Here is a 26,487-nt window from a genome sequence, read left to right as displayed (position 1 = left end):
TTCTATGGTGCGGGCCAACCGCAGGCCCGCACGGCTGTTCGTCAGTGGACTACGGTCATACCGGAGGCCAACTGCATGACTTTTTCCTGGGTCGCATCCGCACGGTCCAGGGTGCCCATCAGTTCACCCTCGTGCATCACCATCACCCGGTCGCTCATGCCCAGCACTTCAGGCAGCTCCGAGGAAATCATGATCACCGCCATGCCTTCGCTGGCGAGGAAGGAGATCAGGCGATAAATCTCGGCCTTGGCACCGACGTCGATGCCTCGGGTCGGCTCATCCAGGATCAGCAACCGCGGATTGGTCATCAACCACCGGGCGAGCAAGGCTTTCTGCTGATTGCCACCGGATAAGGTGTCGATGCACTGCTCAAGAGACGGGGTTTTCACCCGCAGCTTCTTGCACATGTCTTCGCACAGCGCACGCAGGGCTTTCTGCTGGATAAAACCGTTACCCGAATAGTGCGGCAGTACCGCCATCTCCATGTTTTCCAGCACCGACAGGCACGGGAACAGGCCGCTGAGCTTGCGGTCCTCAGTCAGCAGCGCAAAGCCTTTCTCGATGGCCATGTGCGGATCGGTAATGCGTACCGGCGCGCCATCCAGGGTGATCTGCCCGCTGCTGCTTGGGGTGATGCCAAAGATGGTTTCCGCCACGTTGGTACGGCCCGAGCCCATCAACCCGGCAATACCGAGGATCTCGCCAGCATGCAGGTCGAAGGAGACGTCCTTGAACACGCCATCCAGGGTCAAGTCGCGCACCGACATCAGCAACTCGCCGATAGGCGTCTCGCGCACCGGGAACAGCTGGCTCAGCTCGCGCCCCACCATCATCGAGATCAAGCTGTCACTGTTCATGCTGTCGGCACGTTGCAGGCCGATGTAATGGCCGTCGCGGAACACCGCCACTTCATCGGCGATGGCAAACACTTCGTTCATTTTGTGCGTGATGTAGACGATGCCTTTGCCCTGCGACTTGAGGTCGGCAATGATCGAAAACAGGTGGGCCACTTCCTTTTCGGTAATGGCCGAAGTCGGCTCATCCATGATCAGGATGTCGGAGTCGTAGGACACGGCCTTGGCAATCTCGACCATCTGCCGTTCGGCGATGCTCAGGTTACCCACGTGTTCCTCGGGGTCCAGGTTGATGCGCAGGCGCGCCAGCAACTCGGCGGTGCAGCGGTGCATTTCGCGGTGGTTGACCATGTGCAGGCTGTTGAGCTGCTCGCGGCCGATCCAGATGTTTTCGGCGATGCTCATATGGGGCATCAGGTTGAGTTCCTGGTGGATCATCGCGATCCCGGCTTTCTGGGCCGCCAGGGGTGTTTCAAAGACGATGGGCTTGCCGCGCAGACGGATTTCGCCAGCATCCGGCTGATAGATACCGGCGATGATTTTCATCAAGGTCGATTTACCCGCACCGTTCTCGCCCATCAGCGCCAGCACCGTGCCGGGGCGCACACGCAGTTGTACGTCGGCCAAGGCGACGACGCCGGGAAAGCCTTTGCTGATGTTGACGATTTCCAGCAGGTAGGGTTCTTCCTGCGCCAGCGGCTGGATACCGGGAGGCTGCGAGACAACGGCTTGAGCGAGCATAGGGAGGTACTCCATCAGCAGGGCGGGCACGACCGCCCTGCCGGTTCATTGTTGTTATGTCTGGGCTACTTGAACTTGGCGACGTTTTCCGGAGTGATCAGTTGGAACGGGATGATCACGTTCTGCTCGACCGGCTCTTTCTTGGCCATCTTGCGCGCCGCTTCCACCGAGCCCACGGCCTGGCCCTTGGCGTCCTGGAACGCGGAGGCGGCCATGTCACCCTTGGTGATCGCATTCAAGCCGTCCGGCGTACCGTCGACCCCGGCGATCAGCACACTGCCTTTTTCCTTGCCAGCCGATTTCAAGGCCATGGATGCGCCGATCGCCATCTCATCGTTGTTGGCCAACACAGCATTGAACTCGCGGCCTTGGGTCAGCCAGTCGTTGACCAGGGTCATGCCTTTGTCCCGCAGCCAGATACCGGTCTGTTCCTGTTCGATCTTGATGTCCGGGTACTTGGCCAACACTTCCTTCACGCCCTTGGTGCGATTGGTGGTGGAGTTGTTCGCCAGGTCGCCCAGCAGGATCACGATCTTGCCCTTGCCGCCGAGTTTTTCAGCGATGTACTGCATTTGCAGCTTGCCGGCCTCGACGTCATCGGAGGTCACGGCCACTACGTCCTTGGGCAGGTCTTTCTGGTCCGGACGGCGGTTGACGAACACCAGCGGGATGCCCGCCTTGGTCGCGGCGTTGATGATGTTTTTGGTGGAAGCCGTGTCGACCGGGTTGACGATGATGGCGTCGACTTTCTGACTGATAAAGTTCTCGACCTGGCTCAGTTGCTTGACCACATCGGCGCGGGCGTCTTCGAACTGCAACTGCACGCCGTCGCCCTTGGGATAGGACTTGGCTTGCTTATCCATGTCTTCGCGCAGGTAAGTGAGGAAGGTGTCATCGAACGCGGACATGCTCACGCCGACCTTGATGTCGGCGGCGCTGGCAAAACCGCTGGCCAGCATCATGGATAAAGCCAGCGCGGTAAAACGGATCGGGGTCTTCATGAACGGTCTGTCTCCACTTTCTTGTTGGTTTTTTGGACGTTGCGTTTATCAGAGCTCGGCGGGCAGTCGAACGACCGGGGCGCCAGGAATGCAGCAGACCAGCGCGCCTTGGTTTTCGACGCACAGCACATTAAGGAAGGAGAAGTAGAACGGCCGGGCGCGGGGCAGACCGCGGGGCGTGTGGGCAGGGCGTAAAACTCGCAGTACAGCGTTGAAGATTTTCATCTGACGGTACCTGGTTGTTTTTGATCTTGTTTTTGTTGAGTCGCCGGGGTCGAGCCCAAGACGTACTTTATGCAACCTGGAAAAGACTTTATTGGAAAATAATTTCCATATCAACCTGTTTTAGAATTTTATTCTATTTTTGTTGAAACCACCTGCTGACGCTCGGCGCTCAGGCGTGCGGCGTCCAATATACGGGTGGTTTCCAGCGCGTCATAGGCGTCTACCGGCAAGGGTCCCTGCCCTTGCACGGCCGCTTGCAGTTGCCGGTAAAACTGCGTCCAGCAGCCCTTTTCTGAAGGCACCCGTTCACGCTCATCACCTTGCTCAAACCAGCCCCAGCGGCGGTGCTCCTCGGCGCCCCAGTGCTCGCCTTCGGTTTTCGGCGATTTGCCCGCCATCAACGCTTCTTCCTGGCCATCCAGCCCGTCCACCGTGTAACAACCCAAGGTGCCACTCACCCGAAAGCGCGGGGCCTGGCTGTTTTGCAGGGCGTTGCCCCACAGATGGGAAATAACTCCGTTGGCATGGGTCAGGGAGATGAAGAAACCGTGGTCGACGCTGGGGTGTTCGGCGGTGTAGTGCAATTGTGCGAACACCCGGTCCACCGGGCCAAACAATTGCAGCGCCTGGTCCACCAGATGACTGCCCAGATCACGCAGCCAACCCCCGCCACTGGCATTGCCCACCGCTTGAGGGCTGAAGCGTTCCACGCGGGATTCGAAACGAGTGATGGTGCCCAGCGCACCGGCGTCGATGAGCTTGCGCAAGGTCAGGTAATCCGAGTCCCAGCGCCGGTTCTGATAGACGCTGAGCAACACCTCATGGCGTTCGGCAGCGGTGATCAGCGCCTGGGCCTGTTCGGCGTTGGCGGCAAAGGGTTTGTCGCTGACCACCGCCACACCGTGTTCGATGGCTTCCAGCACCAGCGCCGGGCGGCCCTTGAGGGTGGTGGAAATGACCAGCGCATCGACACCGGCTTCGACGATCTGGCCAATGCTGTCAAAGGCCTTCACACCTGGAAGATCAGTACTTAATTGCTGGCGCCGCTCTAGTGAGCGCGTCACCACGCCGACAAACGTCGCACCCGGCAAAGTCGCAATCAGCGGCGCATGAAAAAAGCGCCCTCCGTGGCCGTAGCCGACTAGTCCGATTCGCATGATCAACTCCTGAGTTGAATTGGAAACCCAATCAACTGTGGGAGGGGGCTTGCCCCCGACAGCGGTGGATCAGAAACAAATTTATTGCTGACCCACCGCTATCGGGGGCAAGCCCCCTCCCACATTGACCGAGTGTTAGCCGTAGAAGTGCGGACGATCCGGCAAGCTCACCTTCACAATCTGCTCACTGCCCTGCGCCTCAATACACGCATCCGCTGCCACCGCCGCCGCAAACCCATCCCACGCCGACGGCCCACCGACCTGCCCAGCGCGCACGCTATCAATGAAGGCCTGCAACTCCACGTCATAGGCACCGATAAAACGGTCCTTCCAGTCCATCAAAATTGCGTTCGACAGTTTGGCACCGCTGCGCAATTGCACTTGTGAAGGCTCCGGCAATTTGGCGATGCCGGTCTCCCCTACCACTTCGCACTGGATGTCGTAGCCGTACTGGCAGTTCACAAACACTTCCACATCGATACGGGTGCCCTTGGCGGTTTCCAGCAGCACGATCTGCGGGTCACGCAGGTGGGCCAAGGCCTTGCTGGTCTTGCGCGGGAACACCACTTGCACTGATACGTAGTCGTCGTTGAGCAACCAGCGCAGCACGTCCAACTCGTGGATCAGGGTGTCGGTGATCGCCATATCAGTCTTGTAGTTCTCACCCACCGTCGGGTTGCGGTGCGCGCAATGCAGCATCAACGGCTCGCCGATCTGGCCGCTGTCGATCACGGCCTTGAGGGCGCGATAGCCTTCGTCATACGGGCGCATGAAGCCCACCTGCACCAGGCGCTTGCCGTAGGCCACTTCGGCCTCGACGATCTTGCGGCAGCCTTCGGCAGTCACCGCCAGGGGCTTTTCACAGAACACCGGCTTGCCGGCGGCGATGGCCGCGAGCACGAATTCTTCATGGCTCGGGCCCCACGAGGTCACCAGCACCGCTTCCACCTGCGGCGAGTTGATCAGCGCGTGACCGTCCGGATACACCTCGGCGTCCAGCTTCAACTCCGCAACCACCTTGGCGGCCTGCTCAAGGTTGATATCGGTCACCGCCACCACCTGGCTGTTGAGCAAGGTCTGGCTGCAACGACGAATATGGTCGCGGCCAATGGCGCCGGTACCGATCACTCCAAGCTTCAAAGACATACAAACACTCCTCTTGTTATTAGTACTGCCGGGCCTTCGCCAGGTGTTCATTGAGTTTTTTCGCCGCTGCGTTGGTGCGCTCACTGGTGGAAACCTGCGCCACGCCTACCCGCCACCACGACAGGTAGCCGTGGATCATGGTCTTGGGCAGCACTTTGATGTCGATCAGGGTCGAGACGGTTTGCGTGCGCGCATCGGCCAGGGCCGCTTCAAGCTGCTCCACGGTGCTGACCTTGTAGGTCTTGCAGCCGTAGGCCGCCGCACTCATGGCGAAGTCCACCGGCACCAGCGCGCCGTCGAGCTTGCCGCTCTCGGGGTCGCGGTAGCGGAATTCGGTACCGAAGCTGTCCATGCCATTGCCGATCTGCAGGTTGTTGATGCAGCCGAAGGCCATGTTGTCCAGCAGCACTACGTTGATCTTGCGTCGCTCCTGGATGGAGGTGGCCAGCTCCGAGTGCAGCATCATGTAGGAGCCATCGCCGACCAGCGCGTAGACCTCTTTGGTCGGCTCGGCCAGCTTCACGCCCAGCGCAGCATTGATCTCGTAGCCCATGCACGAGTAGCCGTATTCGACGTGGTAGGTGTTGACGCCCTTGCTGCGCCAGGCGCGCTGCAAGTCGCCAGGCAAGCTGCCGGCGGCGGCCACGATGATCGCGTCATCGGCCAGGGTTTGATTGAGCACGCCGAGTACGCGACTTTGGGTCAGGCACGAGCCGGTCAGCTCGATAAATTCGCGCAGTACAGCGCGGTCCAGGTGGTCGTCGACCTCAGGCACAAAGTCATCACCCTGGTATTCCACCTGGTGCACACGGTCCACTTCGGCGTCCAACTGCGCCTTGGCCTCACTGATCTGCGAGCCCCATCCGGAGCGATAATCGCCGAGGGCATCGGCCAGCGCTTGCAGGGCCAATTTGGCATCGGCCAACACCTGCACGCCGTCCAGCTTCAAGGCGTCGGCGGAGCTGATATTCAAGTTGAGAAACTTCACCTCGCCATGTTTGAACAGTGACTTGGATGAGGTGGTGAAGTCGGTATAGCGGGTACCGATACCGATGATCAAGTCGGCCTCTGGCGCCAGCAGGTTGGCGGCCAGGCAGCCGGTTTCACCGATACCGCCCACGTTCAGCGGATGGCTTGAGACCACCGCACTTTTGCCCGCCTGGGTTTCAGCGAACGGAATATCAAAACGCTCGGCAAACGCCTGCAACGCAGCATTCGCGCCGGAGTACTTCACGCCGCCGCCGCAGATAATCAGCGGCTTGCGCTTGTCTCGGAAAGCCGCCAACGCATCGCCAATCATCGCGGCGGTGGCCGGACGGCGGTCGATACGGTGCACGCGTTTTTGCAAGAAATAATCAGGGTAGTCCCAGGCTTCGGCCTGCACATCCTGAGGCAGCGCCAGGGTTACCGCGCCGGTTTCAGCAGGGTCAGTGAGCACGCGCATGGCGTGAATTGCGGCGGTCATCAGTTGCTCAGGACGGTTGATACGGTCCCAGTATTTGCTCACCGAGCGGAACGCGTCGTTGGTGCTGATGCTCAGGTCGTGGAACTGCTCGATCTGTTGCAACACCGGGTCGGGCTGGCGGCTGGCGTAGACATCACCGGGCAACAGCAGCAACGGGATACGGTTGGCGGTGGCGGTCGCCGCAGCGGTCAGCATATTCGCCGCGCCAGGGCCGACAGAGGCGGTGCACGCGTAGATCTTGCGGCGCAGGTGCTGCTTGGCAAAACCGATGGCGGCGTGGGCCATGCCCTGCTCGTTGCGGCCCTGGTGCACCACCAGATCGCCGCTGTCCTGCTCCAGCGCCTGGCCCAGGCCCAACACATTGCCGTGGCCGAAAATGGTAAACACGCCGGCGACAAACTTGCTCTGCACGCCATCGACTTCGATGTATTGGTTATCCAGGAACTTCACCAGGGCCTGGGCCATGGTCAGTCGTGTTGTGGTCATGTCGCGCCCCTTAACGATTTTGCAGGTGGGCGATGCTTGCCCCCAACGCCTGCTGTATATCCGCCAACTCATGCACGCTTGTGGCAAATGGCTCGAACGACAGGTAGCCGCTGTAACCGGTGCTGAGCAACGTGTCGATCTGTGCGGCATTACCGAGGATGTCGCCCTCGCCCACCAGCACACGGTGGCCGTCGCGGATCGAGTTGAGCGGCGCCTCGGCATCTTCCACGCCGGAGATATGCACCAGGCCGGTCAACTCCGGGAAGAACTCATGTTCATTGGCCAAGTGGTGGTGGAAGGTGTCGTGCACCACGCGGAACACATCCAGGCCGCCAATGGACTTGATTGCGTCCACCGCCACACGCTTGCGGCGCAGGGCAGACTCTTCGAAGCCCAGGGGTTCGACGAAACCGAGAATCCCGTACTCGCGCAAGATCGGCGCCAGCTCGCTCAATGCAGTGCGCAAACCGGCGGCGCGCTGGGCATCGTTGCGCGTGTCGCCCGGTTCATTGAGCGGGCACATCACCAGGCCTTGGGCACCACATTCACGGGCGTAGGTAGCGAGTTTGATCGCCTGGGCGCGGCGCTCGTCGTTCCACACATCAAAGGGGTACAGCGCGTTGATCGACAGCACCGTAATGCCCTGCACCGCGCATAACTCACGCACGCGACTGGCCGGGGTGCCGTATTCGATTTCACGGTTTTTGAGGTCATTGCGAATTTCGATGGCATCGCACTGAAGCGCGGCCGCCAATTGGATGAAATCCGGCAGGGACAGGTTGGGCGCGACCATGCGGTTCAGGGCAAAGCGTAGAGGCGACTTCATTGTTGTTCTCCGTCTAGAACCGTTTTAAAGGTCAAGCAGCCAACTGTGCTGCGGGTCGTTGTGGAAATGCCAGGCGCGCTTGGGGCCGGCCATGACGTTCAGGTAATAAGACTCGTAGCCGTACGGCACACTGACCGGGTGATAGCCCTTGGGCACCACCACCAAGTCACTGTTTTCCACGGCCATGGCTTGGTCGATGCTGCGGTCGTCGGTGTAGACCCGCTGGAACACAAAACCCTGGGGCGGGTTGATCTGGTGGTAGTAGGTCTCTTCCAGAAAGCTTTGGTGCGGCAGATCGTCGGTGTCGTGCTTGTGCGGCGGGTAGCTCGACGAATGCCCCGACGGCGTGCGTACTTCCACCACCAGCAGCGAATGAGCCGGTGAGGTGTCGGGCAGGATGTCGCACACGTAACGGGTGTTGGCGCCTTTGCCACGTACGCTGCGCTTGCAGTCTTGCGGGCGGATCAGGCGCGGTTCGTAACCGCCGGCACCGGGAGCAGCGCAGACGGCAATTTGTACGTCGCTCAAGGCGGTGACCTGGGCATCGGTGCCCGGCGGCAGGTAGGCGGCGAACGGGGACTTTTCCTCGAACACTGACTGGCGATCACCAAGGTTCTGCCAGTTGAAGCCCTCGCCGTCGATATTCACCCGACCGCTGAGCAGCACCAGGCACAGCTCTTTATCGCCGGCGCTGACCGGCAGGGTTTCACCGAGACTCAGACGGTAGGCTTTGAACCCTACGTATTCCAGACGCCCCTCTTCCAAGGCAACCATGGTTTGCCCGCGTTTGTTGCTTTTGACCAACAGACTCATTGTCCAACCCTCTCAGTGAGAAGAGCACGCAAGGTGTCATAGCCCTTTTTCGCGTAGATATAACTGGGCGCCACTGCCGGATCCTGCTCGGCCTCCACCACCAGCCAACCTTCGTATTTGGCGGCCAGCAGCACATCGAGCAACTCGGCAAAATCGATATCGCCATCGCCGGGCACGGTGAAAGTGCCGTTGACGATGCAGTCGGGGAAGCTCCACATCTGGTTGCGCGCCAGTTGCACCACCGGTTTGCGCACGTCCTTGAAATGCACGTGGCACACGCGGTCAATGTGTTTGCGCAGCACGTCGAGGGGTTCGCCGCCGCCCATGTAGCAGTGGCCCGAATCGAACAGCAGGCCGACTTCCGGCCCGGTGCGGCGCATCAACTCGTCGATGTCTTGCGGGGATTCGACGTACGCGCCCATATGGTGGTGGTACGCCAGTCGCACGCCTTGGGACAAGGTAAAACGCGCTAACTCAGTGAGCTTGTCGGCGTATTCCTGCCAGGCCTGCTCGCTATGAAAGCGCGGGCGTTCGATCAGGCGAATGCGCGAGCCCTGGATCGAATCGGCCACCTCGCCGTACACCAGCACCTTGGCGCCGTTTTGTTTCAGCAGTTCGACGTGGCCGGCAATGGCTTCGATTTCTTCAGCCACCGAGCGGCGCGCCAGACGGCTGGAATACCAGCCGGAGACCAGCGCCAAGTCATAGGGGCGCAATACGTCGCCGACGCCCTTGGCATCCTTGGGGAATTTGCCGTTAAGTTCGAAACCTTCGTAGCCGATTTCCTTACCTTCGCTTAGGGCAGTGCTCAGCGGAGTTTCACCGCCGAGGGCCGGAAGGTCGTCGTTGCTCCAAGAGATCGGGTTGATGCCAATTCGGATTGCGGGCATGGCTGCACCTTTATTATTTTCAGGTATCACTGAGATCTGCTTTCTGCTTTATGTGAGAGGGGCTTGCCCCCGATAGCGGTAGTTCAGTTACAGAAGTGTTGTCTGACACTCAGCCATCGGGGGCAAGTCGAATCGTCGCACCGCCCCTTCCACATTGGATTGCATTTCAAATTAGGAACTGGGTTTAGCCTCGCGCACTGCGCCAGGCGTTGATCAATTGCTCAAAGGTCGCCTGTACCTGCTGAATCAACGTCTCATCATCAATCTCCCCCGCCATCCACAAACGGCTCGGTTCCTGGAAGATCGTGCGGCCCACGGCAAACCCACGGCAGGTGGTGCTTTGGCTGGCTTGCTGGAAGCCGTCAGCGAGAAACTCAGCCGAGGCATTCAAGCCCAGCAACACCACGCCACGGCAGTACGGGTCACGCTCCTGGATCAGCTCGTCGAGCTTTTTCCAGTTCTCGGCCGACTGCGCCTCGATTTTCCACCACGCTGGGTAGATGCCCAGGTTGTACAGGCGCTTGAGGCTGCGGTAGAGCGCGTCCGGGTAGGTGGACGGGTGATCCTTGGGCGGGATGACTTCCAGCAGCAATTCATGGCCGCTGACCAGGGACGCCTCGTACACCGCCTTGAGCTGGGCTTCCTGTTCCAGGCGCAGCAAGGGTTCGTCATCCGGGTGGAATTGCACCAGGCACTTGATGATCTGTTCCTGAGGCCAGGCGATCAGGTTGCTGCCAATCGAACGGCCATGCTCGAAGGCCAGGGGCCGCGAGTTCTGCACTTCCACCGGGCGGGCGATCCACCAGCCACGACCGCTGGCGGCGTTGAGCGCGTCCTGACCAAAACGCTGGTCGGCCAACAACCCCACATCGGCGGCAACGCCCTGCTCGGCGAGCTTTTTTTCCACGCGTTCGATGGCCTGGATAAACAGCTGCTTGATATCGCTGATGCGTGCCGGATCCTGGCCGCCTCTTTGCGCCAGGTCGACCAATTGCCAGCGGTGGTCAAAGGCGAAAATAAACAGTTGCTTCCATTGCTTGCGCGGCACGCTGACACGGTGCAGACGTTGCAGGGTCACGTCCTGGTCCGGCCGAGTGATCGGCACCGGGCTGTTGAACAGGTAATCAAGCTCGGCTGGCGTCGGCATGGCCGGAGCGCAAGCGTGGCGCGAGACCACCAGGCCGCCACAGGCATTGGCCAGTTGGCTGCAACGTTCGTCGCTGGCGTCATTGATCCAGCCGCTGAGAAAGCCCGACATAAATGCATCGCCGGCGCCCAGCACATTGAGCACTTCCACACGCACGCCAGGGTAGATCGCGCCGTCTTCCAAGCGCGCTGGAATCGCACCGTGAATGACCGTGCACCCCTGCGGCCCAAGCTTGACCACCAGCGTGGCGGGCGTAAGTTCGCGCACGGTGCGCAGCGCGGTGAGCAGGTCTTCGCTGCCGCCAGCGATCAGGAATTCTTCTTCGGTGCCGACGATCAGGTCGAAACGCGGCAGGATTTTCTGCACATGCTGGCTGACATTCTGGTCCGCGACAAAACGCGTCTCGCCATCTGCCTTGCCTGCCAGGCCCCACAGCACAGGGCGGTAGTCGATATCCAACACGCGCTTGACGTTGTGCTTGGCCGCATAGTCCAGCGCTTGGATGCTGGCCTTGTACACACCGTCGGTGGAGAAATGCGTGCCGGTAATCAGCAGCGCTTTGCTGGAGGCAATAAAGGCTTCGCTGATGTCTTCGGCGCGCAGGGCCATGTCGGCGCAGTTTTCGCGGTAGAACACCAACGGGAAGGTTTCGCGGTCCTTGAGGCCCAGCAGCACCAGGGCAGTGAGCCGTTCCGGGTCGACCTTGATGCCGCTGACATCACAGCCTTCGCGGGCCAGGGATTCCACCAGGAAGCGACCCATATGATCGTCACCCACGCGGCTCAGCATCGCCGACTTAAGGCCCAACCGCGCAGTGCCGAAGGCGATGTTGGCGGAGGAACCGCCGAGGTATTTGGCGAAGCTGGACACGTCCTCAAGCCGCGCACCTACTTGCTGTGCGTAGAGGTCGACGCCCAGGCGCCCGAGGCAAATCAGATCCAATTGACGCCCACTGGCAAAACGAGTCTGGCCCATGCTGGCTCCTGTTATTTTTATCAGCCTGCGTGGTGCCGCCGTGGTGACGGCTCACGCTCTTGGTGAGAGCAGACTAGAACGTTCAGCGGGCTCAATCAATATTTATTCCAGAATTATTTTTAGTGGAATATTTTTTCCAATAAGCCAGCATAATGGCACCCTAGCCCGCGTGCATCGTTTCAGCAGCCCACCGGGGCCGTGATGCCGGGGTATTTTTTTGCGCCTACCCTGTAGACTTGCGCCACCCATCAGCGCATCAGACGAACACGCCAGAAGGATTGCCCATGTCCCGCACCGATCCCGAGACCACCCTGGAAGCCCCTCTCGCCAGCCCTCCGGTCAATGCCGAACGCCTGTTGCAGCTGATCACCGACGAATATGAAAGCCTGCCTCGGCAACTCAAGCGCATTGCCAGCTACATGAGCCAACAGAGCGACCGCATCATGGTCGACCGCATCAGCGACATCGCCCGCGAATGCGAAGTGCATCCCTCGGCGATCGTGCGGTTTTCCCAGCGTTTCGGCTTCAGTGGGTTCAGTGAAATGCAGGCACTGTTTCGCGAGGCCTACACCCACAAGACCACGCCGGTACAGAACTACCAGCAGCGCATTCGCAGCATGATTGCCAACAAATCCCAAAAGGCCAGCGGCGGCGACCTGGCGCGCGAATGCGTCAACGCCACGCTGTCGGGTATTGAGCGTCTGGGGCTGGAGTTGGATGACGTCGCGTTCGACAAGGCCGTGGACCTGGTGGTCAATGCCGACAATATCTACGTGGTGGGTGTTCGCCGTTCGTTCGCGGTGGCCGATTACTTGGTCTACAACCTGCAGCACACCAACAAGCGTATCCATCTGATCTCGGGTCTGGGCGGCAGCTACCGCGAGCAGATGCGCAGCGTGCGCGCCAATGATCTGGTGATCGCCATCAGCTTCACGCCCTACGGCAAAGAGACCCAGCACTGCCTGCGCATTGCGCAACACCACCAGGCAAAGACCCTGATCATCACCGACAGCAACCTGTCGCCCCTGGCCAAGCGGGCGAACGCAGTGTTGTTGGTGAATGAAGGCTCGTCGTTTGCCTTCCGCTCATTGAGCGCGACCCTCTGCCTGTGCCAGGCGCTGTTTATTGCGGTGGCGTATCGGTTGGAGTTGAAGGTGGACGAAATTCACGAGCAAGTCGGGTTCGACGACTGACTATCAAACACCGCAACGCAAATGTGGGAGGGGGCTTGCCCCCGATGGCGTTGGAACAGTCGATGTTGCTGTCGACTGACACTTCGCTATCGGGAGCAAGCCCCCTCCCACAATGGACCGAGCTGGGTCCGGATCAGTGCATGAAAATCGCGATCAGAATGATCACCGGGATCGGCACGCCGAGGAACCAAAGCAGTAATGAGCGCATGTTGTTCTCCTTGAATTAACGAACGTAGTTTTCGGTTTCGACGTACACCACGGCATCGCGACGACGACCACCAAAGGTCGCAGCGAAGCTGGCAAAGAACGCACCGATCAACAGGGCAACAAAGGTCCAAAGCGAGGTGTAAGCGGCGACCTTGGCGGCGGTATCAGCAGCCTGTTTGGCTTTGAGCTTGGCGTCTTCGACGGCTTTACGGGCATCGCCGTAAACTTTGTCGATACGCGCTTCGGCGTCGGCCTGGCTGAGGTTGGTGCGCTGGCTGATCAACTGGGCCAGGTAGGCACGGTCTTCAGCGGCCAGTTGGCCGTCGTTGCTCAGGGTGCGGGTGAAGATGCGAGCGACTACGCCGTGGGCCGCGTCATCGCTGACGGCAACTGGGCGGTCATCGCGAAATAGGCTGTCGACGTAATAGTCGAAGTCGCCGCCGTTCACGCCTTTAGCCGCACTGCCGGCCGCTTGAGTGATTCCGCTGGCAGCACCCGCCGCCACGCTGGCACCGGCTTTGACGCCACCGCTGACAACACTGCTGACCGAACCGACCACCAGCACTGCGGTAACCAACGTGGCTACCGCCCAGGCCAGGAAGCCATGGGCTGTGTCGCGAAAGTACACCTCGTCGCCATGCATCCCGGCCCACTTCACACGTAACCGGCCGGCGATATAGCCACCCAAGCCGGACGCAACGATCTGGGTAAACGCCAGCCAGACAATGGTGGAAATGCCAAGCCCCTTGGCACTGATACCACTATCGGCCCACGGCGACACCGCCGAAAAGCCCAGGCCGAAACCCAGCAGTACCAAAATCAGCGACAGCGCAGCTGCCGCCGCGGCCCCTGCAAAAATAGCCCCCCAGGAAACCCCGGAGAGCGTGCTCGACTCTTGCAGCGTGGATGAGGATGTGATCATTGTTGTTTTGCTCCCGGCAGGAAAAATAGTGTTACAAGTCTCAAAAGGGACAGTGCAGGCACCATGCCAGCGAGCAATAAAATTAAAATCGTTAAAATTCAACACGTTAACTCGATTGAACTTAACCGAACCATGCAAGTTGCAAGATAGGGCTTTCACCAGCGGGCGTTATGCAAGCCCTGCCCCCCTTTATGAGCGCCAACCGTGGAAACAGGGTGAGCTTCAGAAACATGAAGTTTTATTTAGGAAGCGTTCAGCCATTTCTTGGCAAAATGCCCCCACTTCTAGTGTGAATCGCTCACCAGGTAATCCTATGACCCGCATTTTGACCATCGAGGATGACGCCGTAACGGCCCGCGAGATCGTCGCCGAGCTGAGTAGCCATGGACTGGACGTAGATTGGGTGGACAACGGCCGCGAAGGCCTGGTCCGCGCCGTGAGTGGTGATTACGATCTGATCACCCTCGACCGCATGCTGCCCGAACTCGATGGCCTGGCCATCGTCACCACCCTGCGCACCATTGGGGTGTCGACGCCGATCCTGATGATCAGCGCCCTCTCCGATGTCGACGAACGCGTACGCGGCCTGCGCGCCGGGGGTGATGACTACCTGACCAAGCCGTTCGCCTCCGATGAAATGGCCGCCCGCGTCGAAGTGCTGCTGCGCCGCAAAAGCACGGTCAAGGAGTTCGAGACCGCCCTGCGCGTGGCCGACCTGGAACTCAACCTGATCAGCCGCGAAGCCAGTCGCGCCGATCAGCCCCTGAGCCTGTTGCCCACCGAATACAAACTGCTGGAATTTTTGATGCGCAACACCGGGCAGATCCTGTCGCGGATGATGATCTTCGAGGAAGTCTGGGGCTATCACTTTGACCCAGGCACCAACCTGATCGACGTGCACATCGGCCGCCTGCGCAAGAAAATCGATCCACCGGGCCTCACGCCGCTGATCCGCACGGTACGAGGTTCCGGTTATGTCATTGCTGAACCCCTCTAAGGGCTGGCGTTCTTCCAGTAGCCGTCTGCTGGCGCTGTACAGTTCGCTGTTCGTGGCCTGGAGTTGCATCCTCATGGGGGTGCTGTATTACGAAGTCTCCGGTTACCTGAGCGACCTCTCGCGCCACTCGCTGATGCAGCGCCAGCACCTGTTCCAGCGTTTCGACGGTGAAGAACTGGTGGAAGCGCTGACCACCAGCATGACCTTCGACATGAAGGGCGTGGACGCCTACGGCCTGTTCGACGAACAATTTCGACCCTTGAGCGGGCCGATCCGCGCGATACCACCCGACTTGCCCCTGGACGGCAAGATCCACACCCTGACCAATTGCGTCGACTCCGACGATCCCAAACTGCCCAAGGACAGCTGCGACGCCGTCGCCACCCACACCGACGAAGGCCGCTGGCTGGTGCTGGTGCGCGCCAACGGTTCGCTGTTTGGTGTGACGCGGATCATCTGGCATGCATTGCTGTGGGCATTGTCCCTGACGATCATTCCCGGCGCTGCCGGCTGGCATTTGCTGCGTCGCCGTCCGTTACGGCGGATTCGCGGGATCCAGGCCAGCGCCGAAGCCATCGTCGCCGGCGACCTCACGCACCGCTTGCCATTGTCCAACCGCCGTGACGAACTGGACATGCTCGCGGCCATCGTCAACGCCATGCTCGACCGCATCGAGAAGCTGATGAACGAGGTCAAGGGTGTGTGCGACAACATTGCCCACGACCTGCGCACCCCGCTCACCCGCCTGCGCGCGCAGTTGTACCGCATCAAGCAGCAGGCCGAAGCCGAGTCGGCGCATGCGTTGCAACTGGACGACGCCATCGCTGAAACCGACACCCTGATGGCGCGCTTTCGCGGGCTATTGCGTATCTCGGAGCTTGAAGACCACCAGCGCCGCTCAGGCTTTCTCGTGATGGACCCACTGCCGCTGCTGCGCGAGTTGCACGACTTCTACCTGCCCCTGGCCGAAGAAGGCGAGCTGCATCTGGTGCTCGACACCCCGGAATCCTTGCCGTGGATCACCGGCGATCGCGCACTGCTGTTCGAAGCCCTGGCCAACCTGCTGAGCAACTCAATCAAATTCTCCCCTGCGGGAGGCGAAGTGATTTTGCGCGCGGTCAACGATGGCGGCAGCACGCGCATCGAAGTGCACGACTCCGGGCCGGGCATACCGGCGGCGGAACGCAAAGCAGTGTTCCAACGGTTTTATCGCGTGGATGAGAGCGACCAACAAGGTGGGTTCGGGTTGGGCTTGTCGATTGTGGCGGCGATCATCAACTTGCATGGGTTCAAGTTGGAAGTTGGCAGCAGTGCAAGCGGGGGCGCGCGTTTGGTATTGGAGTGCCGCCAACAGCTTATGCCCGAATAGCCTTAACCGAGTGAATGTGCGTGTTGTGGTGCGCCATTCATTATTCCGCTGTACCCGTTATTTTGCTGTACCAGCTATCCCGTGGTGCCAGTTGTCTGCGGTGACAGCTATCTGTAGTGACAGCTATCTGTGGTGACAGCTATCTGTGGTGACAGTTGTTGTAGTACCAGTTGCCTGTAGTGACAGTTATCTGTGGTGAGCGGGCTTGCCCCGCGCTGGGTGGCGAAGCCGCCCCAAACCAGGCGACCCGGACGCTGCCTGATACTACGCGGTGCGCTTATTGGGGCCGCTTCGCAGCCCGGCGCGGGACAAGCCCGCTCACTACAGAAGCGCGCTCATGAGGTCAGAAATTCGCCCGCAGCGCCTCAACACCGCCCTTGTAAACCCCGGCAAATTGGAGTGCCAGTTGTCTGTGATGACAGTTATCTATGGCGACAGTTATCTGTGGCGACAGTTGTCTGTGGTGACAGTTGTCTGTAGTGCCAGTTATCTGTGGTGAGCGGGCTTGCCCCGCGCTGGGTGGCGAAGCCGCCCCAAACCAGGCGACCCGGACGCTGCCTGATACTACGCGGTGCGTTTATTGGGGCCGCTTCGCAGCCCGGCGCGGGGCAAGCCCGCTCACTACAGAAGCACGCTCATGAGGTCAGAAATTCGCCCGCAGCGCCTCAACCCCACCCTTGTAAACCCCGGCAAATAACTCTTCGACCGCAGCATCCGTGGTGCCCGCCGCCGGCGTGAATACGCCCGACCAGGTTACCTTCGCCGACGATTCGCTCAGCGCTTCAACCTGCAACGTCGCCAGGTATGCAGTCACAGGAAATGACGATTCCTCGATGGTGTAGCTGTAGGTGCGCGCCACGTTATCAAAGGTCTGCAAACGTTCTACGATCACACCACCGTCGCCAGTGGTCAGGTGACGCAAGCGGCCGCCTTCGCCTGGCTCGCTCTTGGCGATCAGCGGCAACCAGTCCGGCAGGCTGTTGAAGCCGCCAACCAATTGCCAGACCGTGTCGGCCGATACCGGGATTTCAATCACTGCTGATGCTGTTGCCACGGTAAATCTCCAAGTCGTAGGAAAACGTCGTCCAGACTGCCACGCCACGCGCCTCAATGCATCAACTCCCTCAAGCAGCGGCGAACACAACACCTTTAGGCGTTCTTGCTGAAATCTAATCCCTAAGCCGGCTTCCACCGTTGCGGGTGAGGTGAAAGAACCATTCTCGATAACTTGTAAAACCGCGCCGTAATGCCTAGCTTATGCGCCCCCCGCCCTGCGCTTTAAGGCCCTGCCCCCATGGTTTTGCGTTTTCGTCCCGTCGTTAGTTCACGTTTCGCCCTCGGCCTGTTGCTCAGTGGCGGTATTGGCAACAGCCTCGCGGCAGAGATCGAACTGCCGGCCGTGAAGGTTCAGGGCCAGGATGAGTCCGGTTATCGCGCCGATACCGCCTCGGTCGGCGGCTTCACTGAAGCACCGCTGCTGGAAACCCCGGCGTCGATCAGCGTGTTCAACGCCGACCTGATCAAGGACCAGCAAGCGCGACTGCTCAGTGAGGTGCTGCGCAACGACGCCTCGGTAGGCGACAGCTATGCGCCCATCGGCTACTACGAAAACTTCGTGGTGCGTGGCTTCTCGCTGAATGCGGCAAGCAGTTACAAGATCAACGGGCGCACCATCACCGGCGAACAGAACGTGGCCCTGGAAAACAAGCAACAGGTCGAAGTGCTCAAGGGCCTGGCCGGCCTGCAAAGCGGGATTTCCGAGCCCAGCGGCGTGATCAACTACGTGACCAAGCGCCCTGAGGATGTGCGCTCGGTCACGGTGTCCACCGATGACCGCGGCAGTGGCTATATCGCCACCGACGTCGGCGGCTGGTTTGGCAGCGAGCAGCAATTCGGGCTGCGCGCCAACGTCGCCCATGAAGACCTCAATTCCTACGTGGAGCATGCCAACGGCCAGCGCGACTTTGTGTCCCTGGCCTTCGACTGGAACATCAGCCCCGACGCGGTGCTGCAACTGGACGCGGAATACCAGAACAAGCAACAACGCTCGGTACCGGGCTACCAGTTGCTGGGCGGCACTGAGGTGCCCCACGACGCCTCGCCGAGAAAACTGCTTGGCCACCAGAGCGCTTCCAAGCAGGTTGGCATCGACTCGTTGAACCTCAACGGCAGGTTTGAATACCGCTTCAGCGACCAGTGGAAAGGCAGCTTCAGCGCCGCGCGCAGCAAGGTGGTGATCGATGATTACAGCTCGTTCGCCTGGGGCGGCGATACCAATGGCGTCGGCAACCACTTCACGCCCGAAGGCAACTACGACGTCTACGACTACCGCAGCCCCGACGACACCCGCCGCGACGACGAAGTGCAGGCGGCCATGACCGGGTTGTTCGACACTGCAGGCATCGGCCATGAGCTGACCTTCGGCACCAGCGCGTTCCGTCGGGTGATCGACAAGCGCAACCCGGTCAACGAGTACATCGGCACCAGCAACATCGACGAAGACACGCCGACGTTCACCCCCACCGACAAACCGCTGAATCCAAGCCACCGCAACCTCGACAGCCGCCAATACGGCGTGTTCGTCACCGACCGCATCCGTTTCAATGAGCAATGGCAAACCATCCTCGGTGGCCGCGAAGTGCGCCTGGATGAAAAAGCCTTCGACGCTGTCAGCGGCGACCAGACACGCCATACCCAGCAATACGTGCTCCTGCCCCAGGCTTCGCTGATCTACACACCCATTGAAAACCTCTCGCTGTACACCAGCTACAGCAAAGGCCTGTCCCTGGGCGGCACCGCGCCGTGGTTCGCCACCAACGCTGCTGAAACCCTGGCACCCACCACCTCACGCCAGATCGAAGCCGGGGTGAAATACGACTGGCGCCGCATCAGCTTCGCCGCTGCCGTGTTCCAGACCCGCCAGGCCTACCAGTACGCCAAGCCCGGTGCTGCCGGCGACTTCACCTATGTGCAGCAGGGCGAACAGAAAAACACCGGATTAGAACTCTCGGCCAACGGCTGGGCCACTGAACGTCTGCAAATCTCCACCAGCGTGGCGGCGATTCGCGCACGGGTGACCGGCAGCGGCACGCCGCAATACGAAGCGCATCAGGCGATCAACGTGCCGAAGCTGCGCGCCAGTGTCTACGCCGACTACGCGTTGCCGTGGGTGAATGGGTTGGCGGTGCTCGGCGGCGTGCAATACAGCGCCAAGAAGTACGCCAACCGCAGCGGCAATGTGGAGGTGGGAGATTATGCGGTGGTCAACGTCGGCAGCCGCTACACCACCAACGTCGACGGCTACGAGACGGTGTTCCGCCTGAGCGTCGACAACCTGTTCGACAAGCGCTACTGGCGCGACGCGGGTGAGTACATGGGCGATGACTATCTGTTCCAAGGCGCGCCACTGACGGCGCGCCTGAGTGCCTCAGTCAACTTCTGACGCTTACTTGGGCATCTTGCGAAAACCCACCGCCAGACGGTTCCAGCTGTTGATGGTCGCGATCGCCACGCTCAGGTCGATCTGCTCTTGGGCGCTGAATTCAGCGGCCAGCGCGTTGAAGTCTTCGTCCGGGGCGTGGGTCTGGCTGATGAGCGTCAGGCTTTCAGCCCAGGCCAGCGCCGCACGTTCACGGGGGGTGAAGAACGGCGTTTCACGCCAGGCTGACAGGGTGTAGAGGCGACGCTCGGTTTCGCCGCCCTTGCGGGCATCGGCGGTGTGCATGTCCAGGCAGAAGGCGCAGCCGTTGATCTGCGACACACGCAGGCGGATCAATTCCAGCAACGGCAACTCGATGGAGAGTTTGCCGACCGCCGCTTCAAGGGCAAGCATGGCTTTCATGGCGTCCGGGGAAGCGGTGTAGAAGTCGGTACGGGATTGCATGGTGGAACTCCAGAACGGTGGGATTGGTGGCTAGGTTAGTCACCGTCGCGGCCGTCAGGAATATCCAATTCCGGGGAAGATCAGGTAGCCAATGCATCAGCCCGGCAACGGAATCACCCGCAACGGCCGCACCGACTTATAAGAAAAACTCGAATAGATCTCTTTGACGCACGGCAGCGTCTGCAACACCTCCCGCGCAAACTCGCCAAACGACTCCAAATCCTTGGCGACCACTTCGAGCAAAAAATCATAGCGCCCCGATACGTTATGACAGGCCACGATTTCCGGAATTTCCAACAACCGCTGCTCAAACGCCCGGGCGATATCCTGGGTGTGGCTTTCCATCATGATGCTGACAAACGCCGTCACCCCATACCCCAGCGCCTTGGGCGAAAGAATCGCCTGGTAACCGCTGATCACCCCGCTCTCCTCCAAGTGACGGACCCGACGCCAGCACGGTGACGTGGTCAGGGACACGCGTTCGGCGAGTTCGGCCACGGTTAAACGGGCATTGCCTTGCAGGGCGTTCAATAACGCTTTGTCGGTGCGGTCCAAGGTGACGGGCATGATTTGCCTCTGTTCATTATTTTTAGGGTTTTTTCATCCCTTAACGCGGGATTTGTCGGCAAAGTTTGGAAAATTCAGCCTTGGTTATGAGCATAGCATTGTAGGAAATAAGGAGCGCCCGACATGAACAATAAACATAATGCATTCGGCTTTTCTACCCGCGCCATCCACCACGGCTACGACCCCAAGGACCACCACGGCGCGCTCGTGCCGCCGACCTACCTGTCGGCCACGTTTGCGTTTCCCACTGCCGAATACGGCGCCGCCTGTTTTGCCGGCGAAGCCGACGGCCACTTCTATACACGCATTTCCAACCCGACTCTGGCGCTGCTGGAATCGCGCATGGCCACCCTGGAAAACGGCGAGGCGGCAGTGGCGTTCAGCTCCGGCATGGGCGCAATTGCCGCGACGTTCTGGACCCTGCTGCGGCCAGGCGATGAGGTGATCGTCAGCCAGACCCTCTACGGCTGCACCTTCGCCCTGCTGCATCACGGTATCGGCGAGTTCGGCATCAAGGTTCGCCATGTGGACCTCACCGACCTGGCCGCCCTGCGAGCAGCGCTCAGCCCTGCCACTCGTATGATCTACTGTGAAACCCCGGCCAACCCCACCCTGCAATTGGTGGACATCACAGCCGTGGCCGCCCTCGCCCATCAACAGCCAAACGTGACGGTGGTGATCGACAACACCTACTGCACGCCGTACCTGCAACGCCCGCTGGAACTGGGTGCCGATGTGGTGGTGCACTCGGCCACCAAGTACCTCAGCGGCCACGGCGACATCACCGCCGGCATCGCCGTCAGCAACCTGGCCACGGCCCAGCGCATTCGCCTGCAAGGCCTCAAGGACCTGACCGGCGCAGTGATGTCGCCCCAGGATGCGTCGCTGCTGATGCGCGGGCTCAAGACCCTGGCCCTGCGCATGGACCGCCACTGCAGCAACGCCCAGGCCGTGGCCGAAGCGTTGCAGGCGCACCCGGCGGTGGAGTGGGTCACGTATCCGGGGCTGCCCTCTTTCCCGCAATACGAACTGGCGGCGCGGCAAATGAGCCAGTCGGGCGGCATGATTGCTTTCGAGCTCAAGGGCGGGATCGATAGCGGTCGGCGCTTCATGAATGCCCTCAAGCTGTTCACCCGCGCGGTCAGCCTCGGCGACGCTGAATCCCTGGCCCAGCATCCGGCGAGCATGACCCATTCCACCTACACCCCGGAACAGCGCGCGCACCACGGCATCAGCGAAGGCCTGGTGCGTTTATCGGTCGGGCTTGAGGACGTTGCCGACCTGCTGGCGGATGTGCAGCAAGCACTGGCCACATGCACGCGCGCCTTGCCGCGCCGAACGCTGATGGCGGCGCATGCGGTGAGATGAGTTTGTTTTGCCCTGACGGCGGTCGGACAGGTCCGGCCGCCGTTGGCCGTGCTTAATCTGGTTTTTTTCCCAATTGGATCCCCATCCCGCCGCCAGGCTGTACTAGCATACGTCCTGCACTCGACATTCATGGACGAACTGATGAACTCAAACCTGTTCCCACATATAGGCAAGGTCATCGCCAGCACCGGCAGTCGCCATTTCCCACGCATGCTGCATGACCTGATTCTCACCCAACTGGCAGTGGACGCCACCCATATCACCCAAATGCGCGTGAGCCCCGAAGGGCACACCCGCCGCAAGATCAGCCCGGTCTACACCGATTCGGTGGCGGCCCTGGGCGAAGCACAACCCGCCGCACAACTGCACCTCACACGCCGCAAAGACGACGTGCGCTACGTGCTGTCGGTGTACCGCTCGCACCAGTCCGAAAGCTTTTCGCCTCAGGAGCGCAGCATGCTGCAGGACTTCTCCACCCTGCTGCTGCCGATGGTGGAAAAACACATCGCCGCGATCCAGCCCTGCCGCCAGGACAGCGATCCGAGGGAGCCGCAAAACCAGGGCATCGACACCCTGCGCCGACGCATTGAAGAACGCCTGGTGCAATCGGGCCTGACCCTGTCCAACCGCGAGCTGGAAGTGTGTGTGGGCCTGCTGGCCGGGCGGACGGCGCCGGAGTTGGCGGAGCAACTGGCATTGAAGGTCAACACGATTGAAAGCTACCTCAAGCGGGCGGCGATCAAACTGGGGATCAGCGGACGGCATTCGTTGTTGCGCTGGATGTATTCCACGGACGACATCACCAGTTAAACCGGTGGGAGGGGGCTTGCCCCCGATAGCGGTGTGTCAGCCATAGATGCATCAACTGACAGTCCCTCATCGGGGGCAAGCCCCCTCCCACACTTGATCTTCACCGGCCAACAGAAATCAGTCCCTGGCCAATGCCTCAATCGGGTCCAGCCGCGCCGCGTTCCGCGCTGGCACAAAGCCGAACACAATGCCGATCAGCGTCGAACAGGCGAAGGCTGTGACGATTGAGCCGACCGAAAACACCATTTCCCATTCCTTCACAAACAGCGAAAACAGAAACCCCAGCGCGTAGGACAGCGAGATACCAATCAAGCCGCCGATCAGGCACACCATCACCGCTTCCACTAAAAACTGCTGACGAATGTCCGACTGCCGCGCGCCCACTGCCATGCGAATACCGATCTCACGAGTACGCTCGGTGACCGACACCAGCATGATATTCATCACGCCAATCCCCCCCACCAGCAATGAAATCACTGCGATCAACGACAACAGCAGCGCCAGGGAGCGGCTGGTTTTCTGCACCGTCTGCATGATGCTGTCGAGGTTATTGGTGAAAAAATCCTTGGTGCCGTGGCGTTGCAGCATGAGCTTGTTGACGTTGTCTTCCACCACCTTGCTCGGCTGGCCGTCCTTGATGCGCACGGTGATGCTGTCCAAATGGCGCTGGCCTAAAAGACGCCCCGCCGCGGTTTCGTAAGGCACCCACACGTTGAGCGCCTTGCTGGCGGCGAACATGTTTTTGTTGTCGGCCGTCACGCCAATCACTGTACACGGCAGGTTGCCCACCAGGATCACCTGGCCCAACGGGTCCACGTTCGGCCCGAACAGACGGTGCCGGGTGTTGTGGTCGATCACCACCACCTGGGCCTGGCGCCGTGCATCGCTTTCGCTGAAGGCAATACCGGCTTCAAGCTTCAGCCCCTTGACCTTGAAGTAGCGGTCGCTGACGCCATTGACTTGGGCATCCAGATCAATATTGCCGTAGCGCAGCAACAGGCTGCGGCCCACCACCGGCGTGGCACTGTCCACGTAGTACAACTGGTTCAACGCGTCCACATCCGACGGCATCAGGGTTTCGATGGCCGAGGCGCGGCTGTCGCCGAAACTGGTGCCGGAAAAGATATCGATGGTGTTGCTGCCAATCGCCTGGATGTCCTTGAGCACATAGCGCTTGGCGCCTTCGCCGATGGCCGAGATCGACACCACCGAGGTGATGCCGATGACAATGCCGAGCATGGTCAGCAAGGTGCGCATGCGATGGGACACCAGCGCGACCCAGGCCATGTTGAACGCTTCCTTGAACAACCCAAGGCTCGCCACCAACCGCCGTGCGCCGCTGCGCCGGGGCTCTATCGGCGCCTCGGCAGGCGCGTCCAATCCACTGCGGGTGTTGGCCTTGTCACTGATGATCTCGCCGTCGCAGACCTCGACAATACGCTGGGCATTCGCCGCCACCTTGGGATCGTGCGTGACGATAATCACCGTGTGCCCGGCCGCGTGCAGCTCGGCGAGGATACGCATCACCTCCTTGCCGCTGTGGGTGTCGAGGGCGCCGGTGGGTTCGTCGGCGAGGATCACTTCACCGCCATTCATCAAGGCCCGGGCGATACTCACCCGTTGCTGCTGCCCGCCCGACAACTGGCTGGGACGGTGGGTGGTGTGGCTGGCCAGCCCCAGGCGTTCGAGCAACTCCCGTGCGCGACTGTGGCGTTGAGTCTGTGGGGTGCCCGCGTAAATCGCCGGCATTTCCACGTTGTGCAAAGCACTGAGGTGCGCCAGCAAGTGGTAGCGCTGGAAGATGAACCCGAAATAATCGCGGCGCAGTTCCGCCAGTTGTTCATCACCCAACGAACGGGTTTCGATGCCATTGATCTTGTAACTGCCGGCAGTGGCGTAATCCAGGCCGCCAAGGATATTCATTAAGGTGGATTTACCGGAACCGGACGCACCGATAATCGCGATCATTTCCCCGGCCTGAATCGTCAGGTCGATACCCTTGAGCGCAATGAACTCACGCTCGCCGGCCATGAAACTACGGGTGATGCCCTTGAGTTCCAACAGTGGCTGGCTCATCCGTCAGTTCCCCGCCACAGCAGGCGACGCATCACCGATCACCACTTTATCGCCCTCGGCCAGGCCCTCCAGGATCTGCACCTTGACGTTGTTGTTGATGCCGGTTTTTACATCACGGGACACCGCCTTGCCCTTGGCATCCAGCACCCGCAGCGCGTAACTGCCGTCCTTATTGCGCGCCCCGAGCGCCGCCACCGGCACCATCAACGCGGCCTGGGCGGTGTCGAGCACGATACGCACCTGGGCGGTCATGGCGATGCGCAGGCGATGGTCGGGGTTGGGCACATCGAACAACGCGTTGTAGAACACCGCCGTGTTCTGCTTGGGCGTGCCGGCAGTCTGGGTTTCAAGGAAGTTCTGCGGCGCCGGCTCGGTGCCGCGCAGCTTGGCGTAGTAGCGTTTGTCGGCTTCACCGAGGATGGTGAAATACACCTGCTGGCCGGGGCTGATATGAATCACATCCGCCTCCGACACCTGGGCCTTGACCGTCATGGTGTCCAGGTCCGCCAACTTGAGCAGCACCGGCGCCAGTTGGCTGGCGATCACCGTCTGGCCTTCCTGGGTGACGATGCCCACGACATCGCCGTCGATGGGCGCATTGATACGGGTGTAATCCAGGTTGATCTTGGCGGTGTCGATCTGGATATGTGCGCTTTTGATCTGCGCATCCAGGGCCAACAGATTGGCCTGCTGCACCTGGAAGGTCGATTCGGCATCTTCAAAGTCCTGGCGCGATACCGACTCGTCATCCTGCAAGCCTTTGTAGCGTTCATACACCGACTTGGCCTGCTTGAGCTGAGCCGCCGTGGCCCGGCGCTGGGCCTGGAGGTTTTCCTCATCTACTTGGGCTTTGCGCAGGGTGTTTTGCAGGATCAACGGGTCGATTTCGGCGAGCCATTGGCCCTTTTTTACCTTGTCGCCCACTTTGACCTTGAGTGACTTTAACTGGCCGGAGACTTGGGCGCCGACGTCGACTTGCTTGATGCCTTCGAGTAGACCGGTGGCCAGGACGGCATTTTCGATGTCGCCGCGCTCGGCGGTGGCGGTGAGGTACAGCGGTGCGTCGGCCGGGGCCTGGACGGTGTAGATGATTAGGCTGATGGCTACGGCCAGTACGGTGAATATGCCGATTTTGCGGAATTTAGAGTTTTGCATAGATGACCATAGAAAGTGGTTTGGCCCGGCCTATTGGGTTGGGCTTTTTTTGATTGGGTACATATCCGTTTCTGCAGGAATGGATATGCACACCGAAAGATCGCTATCGGGGGCAAGCCCCCTCCCACCTGTGAAAGCAGTTCGACTCAATAAACCGGTCGGCTCTAAGGCCGCCGCGCTCTTGATTTTGATCTGCGGTCGCCCCGTAAAACCA

The 26,487-nt window shown here is 60.4% G+C and carries 23 protein-coding genes; 7 read left to right on the top strand and 16 right to left on the bottom strand.

All coding sequences use genetic code 11. From position 1 onward, the window contains the following. Positions 1-41: 41 nt before the first annotated feature. The 10 genes from LRO94_RS12000 to LRO94_RS11955 all read right to left on the bottom strand — a co-directional run bounded on the left by LRO94_RS12000 (position 42) and on the right by LRO94_RS11955 (position 11,726). Positions 42-1,595 carry a sugar ABC transporter ATP-binding protein gene (locus LRO94_RS12000; protein WP_032885787.1) on the bottom strand — a complete coding sequence of 518 codons (1,554 nt, stop codon included), beginning with the start codon at positions 1,593-1,595 and terminating at the stop codon, positions 42-44. A gap of 65 nt (positions 1,596-1,660) precedes the next feature. Continuing rightward, positions 1,661-2,596: a sugar ABC transporter substrate-binding protein gene (locus LRO94_RS11995; RefSeq protein ID WP_122754346.1), complete on the bottom strand. Its 936-nt coding sequence runs from the start codon at positions 2,594-2,596 to the stop codon at positions 1,661-1,663. Between the two features lie 48 nt (positions 2,597-2,644). Continuing rightward, entirely contained in the window at positions 2,645-2,821 is a 177-nt protein-coding gene (locus LRO94_RS11990; protein ID WP_163033238.1) for a hypothetical protein, read from the bottom strand. Positions 2,822-2,949: 128 nt separating this feature from the next. After that, positions 2,950-3,978, bottom strand: coding sequence for a Gfo/Idh/MocA family protein (locus LRO94_RS11985; protein ID WP_179179164.1), 1,029 nt, complete (start codon positions 3,976-3,978; stop codon positions 2,950-2,952). A gap of 135 nt (positions 3,979-4,113) precedes the next feature. Continuing rightward, the gene (locus LRO94_RS11980) at positions 4,114-5,124 is read right to left on the bottom strand and encodes a Gfo/Idh/MocA family protein (RefSeq protein WP_099602658.1); all 1,011 of its coding nucleotides are present in this window, start codon (positions 5,122-5,124) and stop codon (positions 4,114-4,116) included. A gap of 19 nt (positions 5,125-5,143) precedes the next feature. After that, positions 5,144-7,075 carry a 3D-(3,5/4)-trihydroxycyclohexane-1,2-dione acylhydrolase (decyclizing) gene (gene iolD, locus LRO94_RS11975; RefSeq protein WP_179179165.1) on the bottom strand — a complete coding sequence of 644 codons (1,932 nt, stop codon included), beginning with the start codon at positions 7,073-7,075 and terminating at the stop codon, positions 5,144-5,146. A 10-nt stretch (positions 7,076-7,085) separates the two neighbouring features. Continuing rightward, positions 7,086-7,901 carry a TIM barrel protein gene (locus tag LRO94_RS11970; protein WP_095185950.1) on the bottom strand — a complete coding sequence of 272 codons (816 nt, stop codon included), beginning with the start codon at positions 7,899-7,901 and terminating at the stop codon, positions 7,086-7,088. Between the two features lie 24 nt (positions 7,902-7,925). Continuing rightward, positions 7,926-8,714, bottom strand: a complete 789-nt coding sequence (iolB, locus tag LRO94_RS11965) for a 5-deoxy-glucuronate isomerase (RefSeq protein WP_122681417.1) — start codon at positions 8,712-8,714, stop codon at positions 7,926-7,928. Further along, positions 8,711-9,604 (bottom strand): myo-inosose-2 dehydratase, encoded by an 894-nt coding sequence (iolE, locus tag LRO94_RS11960; RefSeq protein ID WP_032885779.1) that lies wholly within the window; start codon positions 9,602-9,604, stop codon positions 8,711-8,713. The genes iolB and iolE overlap by 4 nt, the downstream gene beginning before the upstream one ends. Before the next feature lie 184 nt (positions 9,605-9,788). After that, positions 9,789-11,726, bottom strand: coding sequence for a bifunctional 5-dehydro-2-deoxygluconokinase/5-dehydro-2-deoxyphosphogluconate aldolase (locus LRO94_RS11955; protein WP_179179166.1), 1,938 nt, complete (start codon positions 11,724-11,726; stop codon positions 9,789-9,791). On the opposite strand from LRO94_RS11955, the gene LRO94_RS11950 reads away from it, so the two are divergent. Next, the gene (locus tag LRO94_RS11950; RefSeq protein WP_143499427.1) at positions 11,725-11,928 is read left to right on the top strand and encodes a hypothetical protein; all 204 of its coding nucleotides are present in this window, start codon (positions 11,725-11,727) and stop codon (positions 11,926-11,928) included. The genes LRO94_RS11955 and LRO94_RS11950 overlap by 2 nt on opposite strands. Before the next feature lie 82 nt (positions 11,929-12,010). After that, positions 12,011-12,919 carry a MurR/RpiR family transcriptional regulator gene (locus LRO94_RS11945; RefSeq protein WP_032885775.1) on the top strand — a complete coding sequence of 303 codons (909 nt, stop codon included), beginning with the start codon at positions 12,011-12,013 and terminating at the stop codon, positions 12,917-12,919. Positions 12,920-13,142: 223 nt separating this feature from the next. On the opposite strand, the gene LRO94_RS11940 is transcribed toward LRO94_RS11945, so the two are convergent. Further along, a complete protein-coding gene (locus tag LRO94_RS11940; RefSeq protein ID WP_032885773.1) occupies positions 13,143-14,048 on the bottom strand; it encodes a hypothetical protein in 906 nt (301 codons plus the stop codon). Positions 14,049-14,361: 313 nt separating this feature from the next. Between LRO94_RS11940 and LRO94_RS11935 the strand changes: the two genes are divergently transcribed. Continuing rightward, the gene (locus LRO94_RS11935) at positions 14,362-15,045 is read left to right on the top strand and encodes a response regulator transcription factor (protein ID WP_010564812.1); all 684 of its coding nucleotides are present in this window, start codon (positions 14,362-14,364) and stop codon (positions 15,043-15,045) included. After that, a complete protein-coding gene (locus tag LRO94_RS11930) occupies positions 15,023-16,414 on the top strand; it encodes a sensor histidine kinase (RefSeq protein WP_032885772.1) in 1,392 nt (463 codons plus the stop codon). Before LRO94_RS11935 ends, LRO94_RS11930 begins: the two co-directional genes overlap by 23 nt. A gap of 643 nt (positions 16,415-17,057) precedes the next feature. Here LRO94_RS11930 and LRO94_RS11925 read toward each other — a convergent pair. Then, on the bottom strand, positions 17,058-17,468 hold the full coding sequence (locus tag LRO94_RS11925) for an SRPBCC family protein (RefSeq protein ID WP_032885770.1): 411 nt from the start codon (positions 17,466-17,468) through the stop codon (positions 17,058-17,060). Positions 17,469-17,708: 240 nt separating this feature from the next. On the opposite strand from LRO94_RS11925, the gene LRO94_RS11920 reads away from it, so the two are divergent. Further along, positions 17,709-19,856: a TonB-dependent siderophore receptor gene (locus LRO94_RS11920; RefSeq protein ID WP_179179167.1), complete on the top strand. Its 2,148-nt coding sequence runs from the start codon at positions 17,709-17,711 to the stop codon at positions 19,854-19,856. A gap of 3 nt (positions 19,857-19,859) precedes the next feature. Here the strand turns inward: LRO94_RS11920 and LRO94_RS11915 are convergent, their stop codons facing one another. Further along, on the bottom strand, positions 19,860-20,297 hold the full coding sequence (locus LRO94_RS11915) for a carboxymuconolactone decarboxylase family protein (protein ID WP_095185955.1): 438 nt from the start codon (positions 20,295-20,297) through the stop codon (positions 19,860-19,862). A gap of 96 nt (positions 20,298-20,393) precedes the next feature. Next, positions 20,394-20,864, bottom strand: a complete 471-nt coding sequence (locus LRO94_RS11910; RefSeq protein ID WP_032885766.1) for an Lrp/AsnC family transcriptional regulator — start codon at positions 20,862-20,864, stop codon at positions 20,394-20,396. 123 nt (positions 20,865-20,987) lie between these two features. Between LRO94_RS11910 and LRO94_RS11905 the strand changes: the two genes are divergently transcribed. Then, on the top strand, positions 20,988-22,232 hold the full coding sequence (locus tag LRO94_RS11905) for a methionine gamma-lyase (RefSeq protein WP_032885763.1): 1,245 nt from the start codon (positions 20,988-20,990) through the stop codon (positions 22,230-22,232). A 141-nt stretch (positions 22,233-22,373) separates the two neighbouring features. Next, positions 22,374-23,042 (top strand): response regulator transcription factor, encoded by a 669-nt coding sequence (locus tag LRO94_RS11900; protein ID WP_177326421.1) that lies wholly within the window; start codon positions 22,374-22,376, stop codon positions 23,040-23,042. Between the two features lie 117 nt (positions 23,043-23,159). Here LRO94_RS11900 and LRO94_RS11895 read toward each other — a convergent pair whose 3' ends face one another. Together LRO94_RS11895 and macA are read right to left on the bottom strand one after the other, a co-directional pair. Then, positions 23,160-25,118 (bottom strand): MacB family efflux pump subunit, encoded by a 1,959-nt coding sequence (locus LRO94_RS11895; RefSeq protein WP_032885760.1) that lies wholly within the window; start codon positions 25,116-25,118, stop codon positions 23,160-23,162. A gap of 3 nt (positions 25,119-25,121) precedes the next feature. Continuing rightward, positions 25,122-26,273 (bottom strand): macrolide transporter subunit MacA, encoded by a 1,152-nt coding sequence (gene macA / locus LRO94_RS11890; protein ID WP_122681425.1) that lies wholly within the window; start codon positions 26,271-26,273, stop codon positions 25,122-25,124. Between the last annotated feature and the right edge of the window lie 214 nt (positions 26,274-26,487).

Source organism: Pseudomonas sivasensis (genome assembly GCF_021391435.1).
In the GTDB taxonomy this organism is placed as follows: Bacteria; Pseudomonadota; Gammaproteobacteria; order Pseudomonadales; family Pseudomonadaceae; genus Aquipseudomonas; species Aquipseudomonas sivasensis.
This window is presented reverse-complemented; position numbering and strand designations above follow the sequence as displayed.

Coding starts and splice junctions, on each gene's coding strand:
- LRO94_RS11910 (WP_032885766.1), bottom strand. CDS start 20,864: ATGCCCGTCACCTTGGACCGCACCGACAAAGCGTTATTGAACGCCCTG.
- macA (WP_122681425.1), bottom strand. CDS start 26,273: ATGCAAAACTCTAAATTCCGCAAAATCGGCATATTCACCGTACTGGCC.
- LRO94_RS11970 (WP_095185950.1), bottom strand. CDS start 7,901: ATGAAGTCGCCTCTACGCTTTGCCCTGAACCGCATGGTCGCGCCCAAC.
- iolE (WP_032885779.1), bottom strand. CDS start 9,604: ATGCCCGCAATCCGAATTGGCATCAACCCGATCTCTTGGAGCAACGAC.
- LRO94_RS11895 (WP_032885760.1), bottom strand. CDS start 25,118: ATGAGCCAGCCACTGTTGGAACTCAAGGGCATCACCCGTAGTTTCATG.
- LRO94_RS11930 (WP_032885772.1), top strand. CDS start 15,023: ATGTCATTGCTGAACCCCTCTAAGGGCTGGCGTTCTTCCAGTAGCCGT.
- LRO94_RS11905 (WP_032885763.1), top strand. CDS start 20,988: ATGAACAATAAACATAATGCATTCGGCTTTTCTACCCGCGCCATCCAC.
- LRO94_RS11945 (WP_032885775.1), top strand. CDS start 12,011: ATGTCCCGCACCGATCCCGAGACCACCCTGGAAGCCCCTCTCGCCAGC.
- LRO94_RS11990 (WP_163033238.1), bottom strand. CDS start 2,821: ATGAAAATCTTCAACGCTGTACTGCGAGTTTTACGCCCTGCCCACACG.
- LRO94_RS11915 (WP_095185955.1), bottom strand. CDS start 20,297: ATGCAATCCCGTACCGACTTCTACACCGCTTCCCCGGACGCCATGAAA.
- LRO94_RS11980 (WP_099602658.1), bottom strand. CDS start 5,124: ATGTCTTTGAAGCTTGGAGTGATCGGTACCGGCGCCATTGGCCGCGAC.
- iolD (WP_179179165.1), bottom strand. CDS start 7,075: ATGACCACAACACGACTGACCATGGCCCAGGCCCTGGTGAAGTTCCTG.
- iolB (WP_122681417.1), bottom strand. CDS start 8,714: ATGAGTCTGTTGGTCAAAAGCAACAAACGCGGGCAAACCATGGTTGCC.
- LRO94_RS11940 (WP_032885773.1), bottom strand. CDS start 14,048: ATGATCACATCCTCATCCACGCTGCAAGAGTCGAGCACGCTCTCCGGG.
- LRO94_RS11900 (WP_177326421.1), top strand. CDS start 22,374: ATGAACTCAAACCTGTTCCCACATATAGGCAAGGTCATCGCCAGCACC.
- LRO94_RS11935 (WP_010564812.1), top strand. CDS start 14,362: ATGACCCGCATTTTGACCATCGAGGATGACGCCGTAACGGCCCGCGAG.
- LRO94_RS12000 (WP_032885787.1), bottom strand. CDS start 1,595: ATGCTCGCTCAAGCCGTTGTCTCGCAGCCTCCCGGTATCCAGCCGCTG.
- LRO94_RS11920 (WP_179179167.1), top strand. CDS start 17,709: ATGGTTTTGCGTTTTCGTCCCGTCGTTAGTTCACGTTTCGCCCTCGGC.
- LRO94_RS11950 (WP_143499427.1), top strand. CDS start 11,725: ATGCTGGCTCCTGTTATTTTTATCAGCCTGCGTGGTGCCGCCGTGGTG.
- LRO94_RS11985 (WP_179179164.1), bottom strand. CDS start 3,978: ATGCGAATCGGACTAGTCGGCTACGGCCACGGAGGGCGCTTTTTTCAT.
- LRO94_RS11995 (WP_122754346.1), bottom strand. CDS start 2,596: ATGAAGACCCCGATCCGTTTTACCGCGCTGGCTTTATCCATGATGCTG.
- LRO94_RS11955 (WP_179179166.1), bottom strand. CDS start 11,726: ATGGGCCAGACTCGTTTTGCCAGTGGGCGTCAATTGGATCTGATTTGC.